12 protein-coding genes and 2 CRISPR repeat arrays are annotated in these 14,322 nt (G+C 69.6%); of the genes, 10 read left to right on the forward strand and 2 right to left on the reverse strand.

The features are described 5' to 3' along the window. The first annotated feature begins 372 nt into the window (after window positions 1–372). Window positions 373–1,284 carry a hypothetical protein gene (locus ACFVVU_RS22550; protein ID WP_387791787.1) on the forward strand — a complete coding sequence of 304 codons (912 nt, stop codon included), beginning with the start codon at window positions 373–375 and terminating at the stop codon, window positions 1,282–1,284. A 229-nt stretch (window positions 1,285–1,513) separates the two neighbouring features. On the opposite strand, the gene ACFVVU_RS22555 is transcribed toward ACFVVU_RS22550, so the two are convergent. Together ACFVVU_RS22555 and ACFVVU_RS22560 are read right to left on the reverse strand one after the other, a co-directional pair. Then, entirely contained in the window at window positions 1,514–2,617 is a 1,104-nt protein-coding gene (locus ACFVVU_RS22555; protein ID WP_387791789.1) for a three-Cys-motif partner protein TcmP, read from the reverse strand. A gap of 83 nt (window positions 2,618–2,700) precedes the next feature. Further along, window positions 2,701–3,456, reverse strand: a complete 756-nt coding sequence (locus ACFVVU_RS22560; RefSeq protein ID WP_387791790.1) for a DUF5131 family protein — start codon at window positions 3,454–3,456, stop codon at window positions 2,701–2,703. 225 nt (window positions 3,457–3,681) lie between these two features. Beyond that, window positions 3,682–4,231: a CRISPR direct-repeat array (repeat unit 23 nt; unit sequence GTTGCAAGCCCTCCAGGGCTGAT). A 329-nt stretch (window positions 4,232–4,560) separates the two neighbouring features. Here ACFVVU_RS22560 and cas6 point away from each other — a divergent pair. The 9 genes from cas6 (at window position 4,561) to ACFVVU_RS22605 (ending at window position 14,269) form a co-directional block, all read left to right on the forward strand. Continuing rightward, window positions 4,561–5,277 (forward strand): CRISPR-associated endoribonuclease Cas6, encoded by a 717-nt coding sequence (gene cas6, locus ACFVVU_RS22565; protein WP_387791792.1) that lies wholly within the window; start codon window positions 4,561–4,563, stop codon window positions 5,275–5,277. Window positions 5,278–5,363: 86 nt separating this feature from the next. Next, on the forward strand, window positions 5,364–6,707 hold the full coding sequence (locus ACFVVU_RS22570; protein WP_387791794.1) for a hypothetical protein: 1,344 nt from the start codon (window positions 5,364–5,366) through the stop codon (window positions 6,705–6,707). Beyond that, the gene (cas7i, locus tag ACFVVU_RS22575; RefSeq protein ID WP_387791796.1) at window positions 6,708–7,769 is read left to right on the forward strand and encodes a type I-B CRISPR-associated protein Cas7/Cst2/DevR; all 1,062 of its coding nucleotides are present in this window, start codon (window positions 6,708–6,710) and stop codon (window positions 7,767–7,769) included. Continuing rightward, window positions 7,766–8,485, forward strand: a complete 720-nt coding sequence (cas5, locus tag ACFVVU_RS22580) for a CRISPR-associated protein Cas5 (protein WP_387791797.1) — start codon at window positions 7,766–7,768, stop codon at window positions 8,483–8,485. The genes cas7i and cas5 overlap by 4 nt, the downstream gene beginning before the upstream one ends. Continuing rightward, entirely contained in the window at window positions 8,467–10,857 is a 2,391-nt protein-coding gene (gene cas3, locus ACFVVU_RS22585; RefSeq protein ID WP_387791799.1) for a CRISPR-associated helicase Cas3', read from the forward strand. The genes cas5 and cas3 overlap by 19 nt, the downstream gene beginning before the upstream one ends. Then, entirely contained in the window at window positions 10,854–11,375 is a 522-nt protein-coding gene (locus ACFVVU_RS22590; RefSeq protein WP_387791800.1) for a CRISPR-associated protein Cas4, read from the forward strand. Before cas3 ends, ACFVVU_RS22590 begins: the two co-directional genes overlap by 4 nt. Continuing rightward, on the forward strand, window positions 11,375–12,355 hold the full coding sequence (gene cas1b, locus ACFVVU_RS22595; protein WP_387791802.1) for a type I-B CRISPR-associated endonuclease Cas1b: 981 nt from the start codon (window positions 11,375–11,377) through the stop codon (window positions 12,353–12,355). Before ACFVVU_RS22590 ends, cas1b begins: the two co-directional genes overlap by 1 nt. Before the next feature lie 6 nt (window positions 12,356–12,361). Next, entirely contained in the window at window positions 12,362–12,625 is a 264-nt protein-coding gene (gene cas2, locus ACFVVU_RS22600) for a CRISPR-associated endonuclease Cas2 (protein ID WP_387791805.1), read from the forward strand. 89 nt (window positions 12,626–12,714) lie between these two features. After that, window positions 12,715–13,786: a CRISPR direct-repeat array (repeat unit 29 nt; unit sequence GTCGTGATCAGCCCTGGAGGGCTTGCAAC). Between the two features lie 288 nt (window positions 13,787–14,074). Beyond that, on the forward strand, window positions 14,075–14,269 hold the full coding sequence (locus ACFVVU_RS22605) for a helix-turn-helix transcriptional regulator (RefSeq protein ID WP_387791807.1): 195 nt from the start codon (window positions 14,075–14,077) through the stop codon (window positions 14,267–14,269). The last annotated feature ends 53 nt before the right edge of the window (window positions 14,270–14,322 follow it).

A 14,322-nucleotide genomic window follows, 5' to 3' on the forward strand; every position in this document is an offset into this window, starting at 1 on the left:
CGGATCGGATCGAGTCCCCTTGGCTGAACCACCCTGGGTTGGGCTGCTCGATAGCCAGGCCCCTGTTCATCGGAGATGGAGAAGCCATACGGCGAGGTCGACCAGGGCTGGGGGCGCGGCAGTCGAGAATGCCACGACAGCGGCTCGAACCAACCCGTCGCGACGGCGACCGCGCTGAAGACCGCGTCGGATAGTGCGTGGATGCTTGCGGTTGGACATAGTGCCCCTTCTGAGAGCAGGGGTGGTTGCCCCTGCGAGCTCCCAGCCGAGTCAGGCGGGCGAGGGGCGTGCCCTTGGCACACCCTCACCATCTCGGTGGCGGTTGTCCCATGTCGCGCTCGGAGGCGCCGATCTCGGTGTACGTTCCAGGGCGTGACTGCACTTGACGGCGAACTGGTCGCCGGCACCGCGGAAGACCTTGTCGCTGACGCTCTCGTCCTCGGGCTGAAGCGGGCAAGCACCCGCATGGTCAAGGACTGGGTCGAGAACGGTCTGCTCGCCCACCCGCGCTTTTGTAAGAGCACCCAGCGTGGTAGCGACCTCAGTCTCTTTCCGCCGGATCAGCGGATGCTCTTCCGGAAGATCATCGAGGGAAGGCTGCGCTCACCGCTTGCCCGGGTTCCGCATCACACTGTCGTGCCGGTGATCATCAGCATGTGGCTCTACGGTGATCCGGCGATCGCCGATGACCAGGCCAGGCGGGCTTTGCGGACCTATGCGAAGAAGGCCGGTGCCAATACCGCCGCGAGGCGAAAGGCGACCGCCAGGGCGGTGGTCGACCAGTTCGCCCACCCCGACGCGCCGAGAGGGGTCCGGCTCCGGACGGAGAATCTGCTCATCGACGGCGAACGGCGCCGCGACCCGGATTGGGGGGAACTGCGGTCAGCTATGGAGGAGTTGGCGGCACCGTGGCGGCACTACGGGCTTCCTCGCCTGGATGAACGCACACTCGGACTTCCCGAAGCTCCGGTGACCTTCGACTACGCCGTCGCCATCTGGATGCTCAAAAGCGAGGTCAGGAAGCGTCTTGAGACGGAGAGCCTCGGGCCCGCGCCCCTTCTCAGGGCACGCGCGGAGTTCAGCCGGGGCTGGGCGGAGTACCAGCGCGACCGCGAGGGTCTCGCCGCGCGAGCCGGGACAAACTCGACGACCTTCACGGCGCCGGCAGACCTGGAGGCGCACGCGCGCGAACACGTCGATTCCTTCATCTCGACCCTTGGCCGTACCGCGGGCTACGCGGATCCGATCTTCCGACAGGCCGGCCTGAACGTGCGACGTGCCTGAGCGAAGGCCCGAACGGACGCCAACCGTGCTGGCGTTTGTACGCGCTGGGATGCAACGGCATCCTCCGAGCTTGCTCCGTCCTGCTCGACGCTCGGCGCTGTATCGCCCGGTCATCGCCGCCTTCGTCCGCACCATCCGCTTCCAGGTCCCCGACGCGGTGGCCGAAGCCACCCCGGCAGTCTCCGGCCGACCCCTTCGGCACCGCGCCGGCCTGACGGCGGCCGTCCCGTCAGAAGAGCGCGTCCTGATGTGCGGCCGTTACCTGCGTGGTCCGCACGATCCGGCCCGCCGGGACCGTGGCGATCTGCTGCTCTTCGCGCATCCTGGTGAGCGCGGGGATGACCTGGGTGGGGCGGAAGACGGTCTCCAGCAGGGCGAAGCGGCGAAGTTCGTCCACGCTGACCGCGCTGGACGCGTTACGGAGGTATTCGAGGAGGATGCGGCGCAAGGGGCTGGTGTCGGGTTCGATGGCGAGTTCGAGAACCTGCTGGTGCGGGTCCTTGGGGTCGCAGTAGCGGACGCCGGTGGCGGTGTCGACCTTCCACATGGCCTCCTTCATCTTCTCGACGCCCTTCTCGTGGCAGGTGCCGAAGATGAGGTAGAGCCGGTGTCCGCTCTCGTCGATCATCTCGAACCACAGGCTGTGGTCGAAGCCGGCGGCCTGGAGGGTGCGGCGGTACCGGTCCCGCAGATACGGTGCCTTCTCGTCGGGAGCCAGGTCGAACACGGTGTGCCAGTGGGTGTTGCCGAAGAAGGCGTCGCCCGCGCTCCGGTGCGTTCCGTCCTTCTTGGCGAAGCGGACGAGGAACTGGGGCTGGAAGGTGATCATCACCTCGCTGCTCCGGTGCCGGGCTATCTGCTGGAGCAGGGTGAAGGGGACTTCGGGGCTCCCGAAGCCGTCGAGGAGCACGAACATCGGGTGACCGAGGCTGCCTGCCCGGGAGAGGTGGTGCAGCAGGTCCGGGTGGCAGCCGCCCCGGGCGATGTGCGTGCGCAGCCGGGCGAGTTCGGGGCCGGGGATGCGGCCCCGGGCGCCCTCGATCTGGCGCTCAAGCTCGGCCGTTCGCTGGCCGTCCTCCTCGACGAGCACCATCGTGACCCGCTTGCCCGGGCGCCCGCGCAGCGAACCGGCCAGGACCTGGTGGGCGATCACCGGGGAGCCCGGTTCGCCTCCCTTGTAGATGCCGGGGCCGGCGAAGCCCTCGGCGTACGTGACGATGTCGTTGCGGGACAGTAGGATCGGGGCCCACGCCTGAAGGTACTGTCGCAGCACGTCGTGCTTGGCGGCAGTGTGCGGATCACGGTGCCAGGTAGGTTCTTTCGGTACCACCATGTGTCCCCCACGCGGTGTCGCGAATATGCCTGGGGAGAGGATGACAGAGCGTGCACACCTGTACCAGAGGTACGGCGGCGCACTCAGGACACGGCGAGGGTGGTGACCTGGGGAAGCTGGTCCCAGGTCCGGCCCTGGAGGTCGCGACCCCCCGTTTTGGGATTTCGGCCGCCCCACTGCTTGAAGAAGAACGGGACTCCGGCCGCTCGGCACGCGTCACGGATTTCGATGACCCACTCCGGCTCCAGCGGCCGGTGCCCAGGGCCGGACTCGCCCCCGACGATGACCCAGCCGATGCCGCCGAGATCCAGTTCGGGCAGGGGCCCGAGCAGCGGCTCCAAGGAGAGGAAGCGCACGGCCGCGGGTACAGCGCGGAGGTCGTCGACGCGCCGGACCTGCTCGATACTCTCGACCGATACCCCCATCCACAGGTTGGCCGGCCACTCCAGGCGCTCGGCGACGCGGCGCAGCCGTACGGACCGTTTGGTCAGGATCTGGTAAGTGTGCTGCGGGGTGTCGGCGATGACGTCGAACACGTCACGCACGAAGGAGAGCGGCACCCTGGCGTGGAAGAGGTCGCTCATCGAGTTCACGAAGACCGTCCTCGGTGCCTTCCAGCGCCGCGGGACGTCCAGCGCGTCCGGGTGCACCGACAGGCCGAAACCCGGTCCCGAGGTCCGGGGGTCGCCGTCGCGCTGGTACTTCGCGGCGCCCATGGACTTGAGTCGCCTCGCCAGTGTCAGGGCGTAGCAGTTGTCGCATCCGGCGGAGACCCGGTCGCACCCCGTGGTGGGATTCCAGGTCGCCTCGGTCCACTCGATGGTGCTGCGATCGCTCAAGGTTCGGCCGCCTCCACGGTCGGCCCGGGGCGTACCGCAGGCCTGTGTCTGCCGTGCCCAACGAGCCATCACCCGAACGGACACGCGATCGGCTCATCATTGCCGTCGAAGGACGCCTCCGCCAGTCCGGAGGAGCGGGCGAAAGTAGCTCTTTATCCTTGAGGTCGCAGGCGACGGATGCAGGGCGCTTGGCGACTCAGTTCGGTCCTTCGCCTGCGACCTGCTGTTGCAAGCCCTCCAGGGCTGATTACGACGGTGGCTCTTCCGGCGTAGCCGATACCTCCGTACCGGTCGCAAGCCCTCCAGGGCTGATTACGACGACGAGCGCGCAAGCGCCAGGTACGGCTGGCCGAGTGGTTGCAAGCCCTCCAGGGCTGATTACGACTCGGAGTAGGCGGGACGACGGCGGCCTCGACGCGGTGTTGCAAGCCCTCCAGGGCTGATCACGACCCGACGGCGGGGACACGATGAAGATGGTGCCGTTCTTGTTGCAAGCCCTCCAGGGCTGATCACGACGACGGGCAGAGGCCCGAGCGGGCCGGCCTGCCCGCGTTGCAAGCCCTCCAGGGCTGATCACAACTGGTGACCCGCGTCAATCCCGAGGATCCCGCCCCCGTGTTGCAAGCCCTCCAGGGCTGATCACGACTGGTCTGCCACTGCTGGGCAGCGCCTGCCCGGCTGCGTTGCAAGCCCTCCAGGGCTGATCACGACCATCAACGAGAACACGGCCAAGGCCACCGGCATCCGTTGCAAGCCCTCCAGGGCTGATCACGACCCGAGAGTAAAGCACCAGGTCGGCAGGTGTGGCGAGTGGTTGGGCGGTGGCTGTTCTGCGGCGACCTGCCGGTAGTGCATCGTCGCAGGTCAGGGCGTTTTCCGGTGACCTTGTCTGTGGTTGCAGGCTGTACGTGGTCCCGGTCTGGTGCTGCGGTGCGGTGGTACGGCTCCATAGCCATGTTCTGGCCGATCCGTGATGACGGCGAGGAACCTCGGGCTTGTAGCACGTATGGACAAGTATCGGTGTAAATAGTGAGAAACTAAAGGATTTCTATTCACGGCCAACTAGGCTGCTCAAGCGCCTAGTTGTTGGCGCCAAGTGGTCAATTGGATTCCCTGGAGGGTGCGGTGCGGGTGAGGGTGGATGTGACGCCGGATACGTCGAGTGTGCGGTGGGAGGACGTGCACGGGGCGGCGCGCGGTGTGGTGTATCGGTTGCTGAGCGGCCAGGACGAGGCTCTGGCCGAGGCGTTGCACGATGGCGGGTGGCAGGGGAAGCCCTTGAAGCCGGTGGGGGTGGCGGGGCCGCTGTTCGTGGGGGCGCCGCACCGCAAGGGCGTCTACACCACGTCGCGTGAGGGGTCGGTGTGGTTCGGGTCGCCGGTCCCGGAGATCGCCTCGGTGCTGGTGCGCGCGCTGGCGTCGTGCGAGGAACTGGTGTGGGGTGCGACGCGGTTGAGGGTGCGGGGGCTGGCGATGGACGTGGATACGGTGATTCCGGCGGGGGAGGGGTTGGTGGAGCTGGAGACGGTGACGCCGGTGGTGCTGAAGCATGAGAGCCGGAACCTGCTGCCGGGTGACGAGCACTACCTGGACCGGTTGCAGCACAACCTGGCGCACAAGGCGGATCTGTTGGGTCTGCCGGCGCCGCGTGGTGTGCGGGTGCTGGAAGCTGGTCCGCGGAGGCGGTTCACGGTGCGGGGGGCGCCGCGGATCGGGGCGCGGGTGCGGGTTTCGATGGAGGCGGACGGGCGGTTCGCGAACGCGCTCCGGTCGTGGGGGTTGGGCCTGGACACGATCCAGGGGTTCGGGTGGGTGAGGTGAGCGCGCTCGCTGTGACGGGCCATCCGTTGCAGCGGGCTGGGGCGTGGGCGGTGGCCGTCCTGGCCGGCCGCGACGATCCGGGACGGGTGAGTGAAGCGGACCTGGAGGCCGTGGTGGCCGCCGTGGTGGCGGACGTGGTCGCTGCGGCCACGGCGCCCAAAGACAGCAGTCGCTACGACTGGTGGAAGGTGATGTTCGCGCTGTACCCCAACTCGAAGGCCACGCACAGCAAGCGGACCTCCGACCCCGTCGTACTGCGGCCGGACATCGAAAACCTGTTCGCCCCGGACCATCCCGGCAGCGGCCGGAGTCTGCCCTGCACGTTCTGCGGTGCCCAGACGGCGGTGGTGTGGGCGAAGTCGAATCTGCCGCTGTTCGACACTAGCAAGGCCCTGAACACGCTGCCGCCCGGCGTCGCGGGATGGCCGGTGTGCCGGGGATGCCGGATCGCGATGTGGGCCCTGCCCTACGGCGCGTGGGTCACCGCCGGGTCCGCGACCGTGCTGTCCTGCGAGAACGACACCGCGCAGCTCGCCTTCGCCCGGCGAAACGTGCGGCGCGCCCGCCGCGTGATGCACGCCGGCTTCACCGGCATGTCGGCGACGGCTCGGCCCGAGACGGTGGTCCTGGCGGCTCTGCGGGACGCGACCGAGGGCCTGTGCGCGACCACGCTGTGGAGCTTCAAGAACGACAACCAGGACCCGTGGTTGCGGGTCACCCGGACCCGCCGCGCCGTCCCCGCCTTCCTCGCCACCGTGGACGGCAACGCCCCGCTGCGCCGCGGCTGGCATCTGCTGCGCCGCTCGCTGACCCGCTACGACGCCCAGGGCCGGATCGTCACCGGCGGGGCGGGGGAGGCGGCGCGGCTGCTGTTTGAGGCCGAGGACGGCCGGAGCAGGCCGCTGCTGGGACAGCTGCACCGTCTCCTCGCGGACACCGACGGCGCCTGGAGCGCCGGGGACCGCGAGGCGCTGGCCCGGCTCGCTTTCACCTACGCCGAGGAGGTCTTCGGAATGGAAACGGATCTGGAACCGGTGGCGACGCTGATCGCCGACTGGATCGAGCGGGGCAGCAGCCCGCGCGGGCGCCTCGCGGAGTACCGCAACGCCGCGCTCAACGACTACAAGCTCGGCACGCTCCTGGTCCAGGCCTACACGCGTCTGCAACTGGACGGCAGCAAGACGCCGTTGGCGGGCCCGGAGCTGTGGAAGCCGCTGATCCGGCGCCAGCCGCGCGCCTGGGAACAGCGGATGCTGCTGTTCGCCCAGGTATCGGTGCTGCTGCAGCAGCGCGGTGTCGAGATCGGAGCCAAGACGGCGGACCCGCAGCAGGAACGCGAGATCGAGGAACTCGCGGAGCGGCCGGCGTTCGCCGGTGACGGCGAGGACGAGTACGACGGCTTTCACGACTACGAGACGGGACAGGCGTAAATGGCTTACCTGGCAGGCATGATGGTGCTCTCGGTGAACGCGGGCGCACCGAACAACGGGCGGGGCGAGGAGACCATGTCCCGCGTGAAGTACGCGCGGATCAGGGGCCGCAAGCACCCCTATGTGTCGGCGCAGGCGGCGCGCCGCTGGATCCGGGAGACGATGGTCGAGCGCGGCTCGGTGCCGTCCCCGGTCACCCGGGTCGGCAAGGCCCAGGGCAAGGCCCAGAAGGCCAACACCCAGGCCGATCCCGTCCGTTTCGCCGACGACGACCTGTTCGGCTACATGCGCACCGGTGCGAAGAAGGACGACGCGGCCACCACCCTGCGCGACAGCCCGTTCATGCTCGGCACCCTGATGTCGGTGGAGCCGGTGTTCCCGACCGAGGACTTCGGCGTGATGTCGCGCGGGGTGACCGAACCCGTCCTGCACGGGCACGAGTTCTACACCGCCGATCTGGCGGCCCCGTTCCTGCTGGACGTGCCGAGGATCGGCACGTTCACCCTGCCTGGGGACAATGGCGTGGGCCGGCCGAACTACCTCACTCCGGAGCAGGCCCTTCAGGTGGCCGAGGCCGCAGCCCTCGGGGCCTCCACGGTCGAGTTCCGCGACCAGCAGGCCGTGCGGCTGCCGCTGGAGAAACGGCGTGAGCGGGCGGCGTTGCTGCCGGAGGCGCTCGCGCATCTGAGCGGCGGCGCGAAGCAGGCCCTGCACTACGGCGACCGCGTCCCCTCGCTGCTGGTCCTGGCCCCATTCCAGGGCGGCGTCAACCCGCTGGGCAACGTCATCGACGCCGACCCCGACACGGGCGTGCGGGTACGCGGCGACGTCCTGCTCCAGGAGCTCGAAGCGTGGGCCGGCGAATGGCAGGCCCCCGTGCGCATCGGCTGGCGGCCCGGCTTCCGCGACCAGGCCCGCGAGGACTTCGAGAAGAGTTGCGCGCGCGAGCTGGCCGACGGCACGATCGTCATCGACCACCCCCGCACGATCCTGCTCCAGCTGGCGGCCGACCTGCGCGAGGGACGGCTGGACGGCTGGTTCGACGACCCGGCCCAGGCATGACCACGAGCCTGGCGACCGGGAGGCGGCCGATCGAGGCACTGCGGGCCACCCTCTACGCCCCCGTCGCCTCGTTCCGGGACCCGCTGTTCCCCGGGATCACCCGCATCCTGCCGGTGCCGCCGCCCTCCACCGTCCGCGGCATGCTCGCCGCCGCCACCGGCGCACCCGCCGAACCCCTCACCCTGGGCATGGCCGCGTGGGCGGACGGCCACGGCGTCGACACCGAGACCTACCACCCCATCGCCGCCGACGGCAGCAACCCCGCCACCGGCGGCAGGGTCCGGGCCGGGAAAGGAGGAACGACCGCCAAGGACCGGCCCTTCCTCGCCGGCGTCCACCTGACCCTGTGGATCCCCGAACCGGACACCACCCGCCTCACCCGGGCGCTACACCGGCCGCGCCATGGACTGCGCCTGGGCCGCTCCCAGGACCTCGTCCACCTCACCGGGATCGCGCAGGTGGTTCTCGAACCCGCCGAGCGGGCGGTCGTCGGCCACGCGCTCGCCCCACCCGACGGACACGACCTGCCCTCCGCCCACACCCACCGCCTCGCCGACACCGTCTCCACCGACCGCCTCACCACCACCTGGTCCGACTACCTGTGGTGCGACGAGCCCACCACCACCGCCAGCCCCGTCCGCCACGCCTACCGCGAAGCACCCACCGAACCGGACCTGCACGAGGACACCCAAGCCGTATGGTTCCTGACCCCCTGACCCCACCACGACGACGAGCCCTTACCGACCTTCGCGCCAAATCCCTGCCCCGCGAAGACCCCGAACGCCTCACCGCCCACCTGCGCACCGTCCACGACACCGTGGCCCAGCTCGAAGCCCGCATCGCCACCGCCGGGATCATCGCGACTGAGCCCCGGTTCTGGGTACAGGTGCGCGCCGCAGCCCTCCTGCACGACGCGGGAAAGATCGCGGAGAGCTTCCAACAGCAGCTCGAACCCGGCGGCGAACCCTGGGGCGAGCGCCACGAAGTCCTCTCCCTCGCCTACGTCGACCTCCTGGCCCCGGCCGCAGCCTGGGGCTCCCAGGAACGGCTGATGATCGCCACCCTCGTCGCCGCCCACCACCGGCCACTGCACGCCGCGAACTCCCTCGGCGGCGGCAAACCCGCCCTGGCCCGCCTCTACAACGCGAGCACCCGCTGGGACCACGCCTTCGGCCGCCCGCCCAGCCCCGACGGCCGGCCGCAGGTGCCGCGCGGCCTGCACCAGGAACTCCTCGCCTGGCTGGCCGGCTTCCTCCGCACCGAACCGGCGCCGCCCGAGCCCGGCGACCCGACGGCAGCCGACCGGGCCCGCCTCCTCCTCGACGACGTCCTCACCGCCTGGAGAGAACCCGCCAAGGCCCACACCGGGCTGATCGCCGTCCTCGCCCAGGGCGCGCTCACCCTCGCCGACCACGCCGGCTCCGCCCACGTGGACCTCCAGACCCACATACCCCTGCCCCTCGACTACCTCGCCCGCCTCCCGCACACCCCGCACCACCACCAGCAGCAGGCCGCCGACACCACCGGGCACCTGGTCCTCACAGCCCCCACCGGCAGCGGCAAGACCGAAGCCGGACTCGCCTGGGCCTCCCACCAGCTGGCCACCATGCCCGGACTGCCCCGACTCGTGTGGACCCTGCCCTACCGGGCCTCCCTCAACGCCGCCCGCCACCGCTTCGAACGCACCCTCCAACCGGCCGCCGGCCGGCAGCAGCCCGACATCGGCCTCCTCCACGGAGCCCTCGCCCGCACCCTCCTCACCGAAGCCCTCGAAGACGACTGCTGCACCCCGACCAAGGACGACGCCCGCAAAGCCCGGGCCCGCGCAAACGCCATGCGCCTGTTCACCCAACGCCTGCGCGTCGCCACCCCCCACCAACTCCTCGCCGCCGCCATCGCCGGCCCCACCCACTCCTCCGTCCTCCTCGAACAGGCCAACTCCCTCTTCGTCCTCGACGAACTCCACGCCTACGACCCCGAGACCTTCGGCCGCCTGTGCGCCGCCATGCGCCTGTGGGAACAGCTCGGCAGCAGGATCGCCGTCCTGTCCGCCACCCTCGCCCCACCCCTGCTCGCCATCGTCGACGAGAGCCTCCACCACCCCGTCACATGCCACCGCGCCGCACCCGGCACCGCCCCCCTCCGCCACCACCTCGTCGTCGACGACCTGCCCCTCACTGACCCCGGCAGCCTCGAACGCCTCGAAACCTGGCTCGGCGAAAGCCACAGCGTCCTGGTCGTCACCAACACCGTCACCACCGCCCAGAACCTGTTCACCGCACTCGCCGACCACGCCCGCCACACACGGCCCGACGACCCCGACGCGGCACTGCTGCTCCACTCCCGCTTCAAGAACCGGGACCGCGACGCCATCGAGACCCGCCTCCTGGCCCGCCACCCCGAACGCCGACCCGGCGAGGCGCGCCACCGTGGCGGCCTCGTCGTCGCCACCCAGACCGTCGAGGTCTCCCTGCAACTCGACTTCGACCGCGGCGCGGTCGACAACGCCCCCGTCGAGGCCGTCGCCCAACGCGCCGGCCGCGTCAACCGCCGAGGCCTGCACCCGGACGGCGCGGTCGAGTTCCGCGTCCACCGCACCGACAGCCACCGCCCCTACGACCCTGGAGCCGTCGACGCCGCCTGGTCGGCCCTCACCACCCTAGTCACCGAAGGCGCCACCGATCTCAGCGAACACGACATCGACCGCCTCCTCGCCCTGGCCTACGACACCGACTGGGGCCACGACTGGGCGACGAGGGCCCGCCAGGCCCGCGACGGCTTCACCACCGAGTTCCTCACCTTTACCGACCCCTTCCACGACCGCACCGAACACGCCAAGACCCTCGGCGAACGATTCGACACCGTCGAAGTCCTCCACCGCGACGACGAAGACGAATACCGCCTGCTCGCCGTCGGCAAGGACGCCGACCCCCTCCTCGCCGCCGGCCTCCTCATCCCCCTGCGCTGGCAGCAGCTGAAGACCTACAACGCCACCTTCGACCGAGCCCTCGGCATCCACCTCATCGACGGCCAGTACGACCCCGTCCTCGGCCTTCGCCCATCCGCCGAGCCGGAGACCATCCTGTGAAACCCATCCCCACCCATCCCGCCGACGACGACCACGGCCTCGGCGGCGTCCACATCAAGTACCTGCGCCACTGCCCACGCCAACTCTGGCTCTACATGCGCGGCTACCGGCCCGAAGCCGGCAGCGACCTCGTCGCCTTCGGTGAAGTCGTCAACGAGACCACCTTCACCCGCCGCCGCGACGTCGACCTCGGCGAAGCCCGCATCGACTGGGTCACCACCGGCGCCGTCATCCACGAAACCAAGTCCTCCCGCGCCCCCTCACCCGCCCACGACGCCCAGGTCCGCCACTACTGCCTCCTCCTGGAGCGCCGAGGCGTCAACGTGCGCGGCGGCATCGTCCACTACCCGCTCATCCGCCGCACCACCGACGTCCCCTGGAACGACGAAGCACGCGAAGCCGCCGAGACCGCCGAGGACGAAGCCCGCGCCGTCATCGCTCAGACCACACCACCCGACCGCCACACCCGCGCCGCCTGCCGCGGCTGCTCCTACCTCGACTACTGCTGGGGAACCTGATGCCCGCCGCCGGCCGCACCTACTGGCTCACCGAACCCTGCCGCATCCGCCGCGAGAACGACAGCATCCGCATCGAACGCCCCGACGGCAGCCCCGTCCGCATCCCCATCACCGACATCCGCGACCTCGTCACCTTCGACCACGTCGACATCAACACCTCCGCGATGTCCCTCTTCAGCCGCCACGGCGTCACCGTCCACGTCCTCGACCACTACGGCAACCACGCCGGACACTTCGCACCCGCCGAAGCCATGTCCTCCGCCACCGTCGTCCGCCGACAGGTCGAGATCACCGCCGACCCGGAGCAACGCCTCCCCATCGCCCGAGCCCTCCTCCTCGCCGCCGCCGAGAACCTCCGCTGGGCCCTCGACACCGACCTTCTCGACCCCGCCCTCGAAGCCCTGCGCACCAACCTCCCCGACTGCCACGACACCGACACCCTCATGGGACAGGAAGGCAACTTCCGCCGCACCGCCTGGGCCGTCCTCGACACCCGCCTGCCCACCTGGCTCCGCCTCAACGGACGCACCCGCCGACCCCCCACCAACGCCGGCAACGCCTTCATCAGCTACCTCAACGCCCTCGTCTACGCCCGCACCCTCACCGCCCTGCGCGCCACCCCCCTCCACCCCGCCATCGGCTTCCTCCACTCCGACACCGACCGCCGCCGCAACACCCTCGCCCTCGACCTCGCCGAACCCTTCAAACCCCTCTTCGCCGAACGCCTCCTACGCCGCGCCGCCAGCCAGAAACACCTCAAACCCGGCGACTTCGAGACGGAGGTCGGCCGCGCCTCGCTGAGCACCGACGGCCGCAAGAAGATCGCCGCCCTCGTCCGCGACGAACTCGCCACCACCGTCTTCCACCGGACCCTCAAGCGGAAGGTCAGCTACGAGGAACTCATCCACCTCGAAGCCCTCAAACTCGTCCGCCTCTGCCTTGAGAACACCCCCTACAAGCCCTTCCGGCCCTGGTGGTAGCCGCCCATGTTCGTCATCCTCGTCTACGACACCGCCGCCGAACGCAACCCGAGAGTCCTCAAAACGTGCCGCAAGTACCTCCACTGGACACAGCGCAGCGTCTTCCAAGGCGAACTCACCGCCGCCCAATACCGAGCCCTCACCAGTACCCTCAACAACGTGATCGACCCCACCTACGACAGCATCGTCACCTACAGCACCCGCTCCCCGGACATGATCGAAACCACCACCATCGGAACCACCCTCGGCGGCCCCGGCGACATCCTCTGACCAGCACCACTGCACCACCAGCCAAACGCCGCACCACAACGATCCATTACTGCACCACCACCCACCCCAACCTGCGGCTTTACCCTCGGGTCGTGATCAGCCCTGGAGGGCTTGCAACGCCAGGGCCGATGCGTCGAGCTGTGCGACGTGCAGGGTCGTGATCAGCCCTGGAGGGCTTGCAACGCGCCGTGGAGGGTGTCGGAGGTGCCGCTGTAGAGGGTCGTGATCAGCCCTGGAGGGCTTGCAACAGGCCTGCCCCCGCCACCCGATGCGCTGACCGAGAGGTCGTGATCAGCCCTGGAGGGCTTGCAACGCGGGCCCGGCGTCCGCGAGCCGCTGCCGGTCCTCGGTCGTGATCAGCCCTGGAGGGCTTGCAACGGCGGAAGGTCATCCGCAGCCACCGGCGAGCGGCTCGTCGTGATCAGCCCTGGAGGGCTTGCAACGCAGTGCGGACGGCCGTGCCGGGCCAGGGGTCGTCAGGTCGTGATCAGCCCTGGAGGGCTTGCAACGTGGCGGCGGAGAGGAGCGAGACGGCCCGGCTCGCGGTCGTGATCAGCCCTGGAGGGCTTGCAACGCCCAGATGTCGCGGCCGGGCGGGTCGGAGGGGAAGGTCGTGATCAGCCCTGGAGGGCTTGCAACGTGCGGCGCAGGCACTCCCAGCAGGCGGTGTCGGTGGTCGTGATCAGCCCTGGAGGGCTTGCAACCCGGCGAGGATCGCGGCCATCCAGGGCTGGCGGATCGTGTCGTGATCAGCCCTGGAGGGCTTGCAACGTCAGCGAATCCGCGCTGCTCTTCGCCGTGTCGGCGAGTCGTGATCAGCCCTGGAGGGCTTGCAACCTGCTGGTGGCCCGCCACATCGCGCCGCTCCACGTGGTCGTGATCAGCCCTGGAGGGCATGCAACGGCTCGGCGCCGTCCGCTCCACCGTCCGGTACCGCGGTCGTGATCAGCCCTGGAGGGCTTGCAACGACCGGTCCGAGCGCCGGGGCCGTCAGGTGGCGGGCGCCGTGATCAGCCCTGGAGGGCTTGCAACACGTCCGTCCACAGCCGCGCGTTGGTGGTGTCTCCGGTCGTGATCGGCCCTGGAGGGCTTGCAACTGCATCCGGCAGAGCCCGAGCCCGGGTCCTGTGTCGTTGTGACCAGGCCTGGAGAGCTCGCAACACTTTGCCATTGGGCTGAGGCTCTTGGCCTGTGGGGACAGGGCGGGGACCACGCGCGGCAGGCCGGTGCGCGCAATGAGTGAGTCTCTGCACGAACGACGCGTTCCGTTCGATGCATGCCAGGCTGGAGTTCACGTCGCCGGGCGACTGGGGGTCAAGGGGTGACCGCTGCTGATCCATCACTCCAGGTAGCTTGAGGGGGATGGGCAGCACAGGATTCCGGCGCGGTCAAACGGTCCTTCGCGGGAGATTCTCCATGACAGATGTCGGCTGTTGTAGGGAGGATCGAGTGACCCAGCAGTTCATGAGTGTCAAGGAGACTGCGGAGTACCTGAACATGTCTGTTGCATGGGTGTACCGCGATGCTGGTCGTGCGGGTCTCGTGCCTTACAGGTTCGGGTGCGGGCGGAACGCCAAGTTGCAGTTCAAGATGTCCGAGGTGCAGGCGTGGGTGAAGCAGCAGCAGCGGCTGGCCGGCGGTTGAGGTCGCGTGACCGGCGTGCGGAGGCCCTGTTCCGGTTCGGGGACAGGGCCTCC

The organism is Kitasatospora sp. NPDC057965, from assembly GCF_042887135.1.
Lineage (GTDB): Bacteria > Actinomycetota > Actinomycetes > Streptomycetales > Streptomycetaceae > Kitasatospora.

What these genes read in the sequence shown, in the direction of transcription:
- ACFVVU_RS22555 (WP_387791789.1), bottom strand. Translation starts at nt 2,617, where the DNA reads ATGGTGGTACCGAAAGAACCTACCTGGCACCGTGATCCGCACACTGCC.
- cas7i (WP_387791796.1), top strand. Translation starts at nt 6,708, where the DNA reads ATGGCTTACCTGGCAGGCATGATGGTGCTCTCGGTGAACGCGGGCGCA.
- cas5 (WP_387791797.1), top strand. Translation starts at nt 7,766, where the DNA reads ATGACCACGAGCCTGGCGACCGGGAGGCGGCCGATCGAGGCACTGCGG.
- cas3 (WP_387791799.1), top strand. Translation starts at nt 8,467, where the DNA reads ATGGTTCCTGACCCCCTGACCCCACCACGACGACGAGCCCTTACCGAC.
- cas1b (WP_387791802.1), top strand. Translation starts at nt 11,375, where the DNA reads ATGCCCGCCGCCGGCCGCACCTACTGGCTCACCGAACCCTGCCGCATC.
- cas2 (WP_387791805.1), top strand. Translation starts at nt 12,362, where the DNA reads ATGTTCGTCATCCTCGTCTACGACACCGCCGCCGAACGCAACCCGAGA.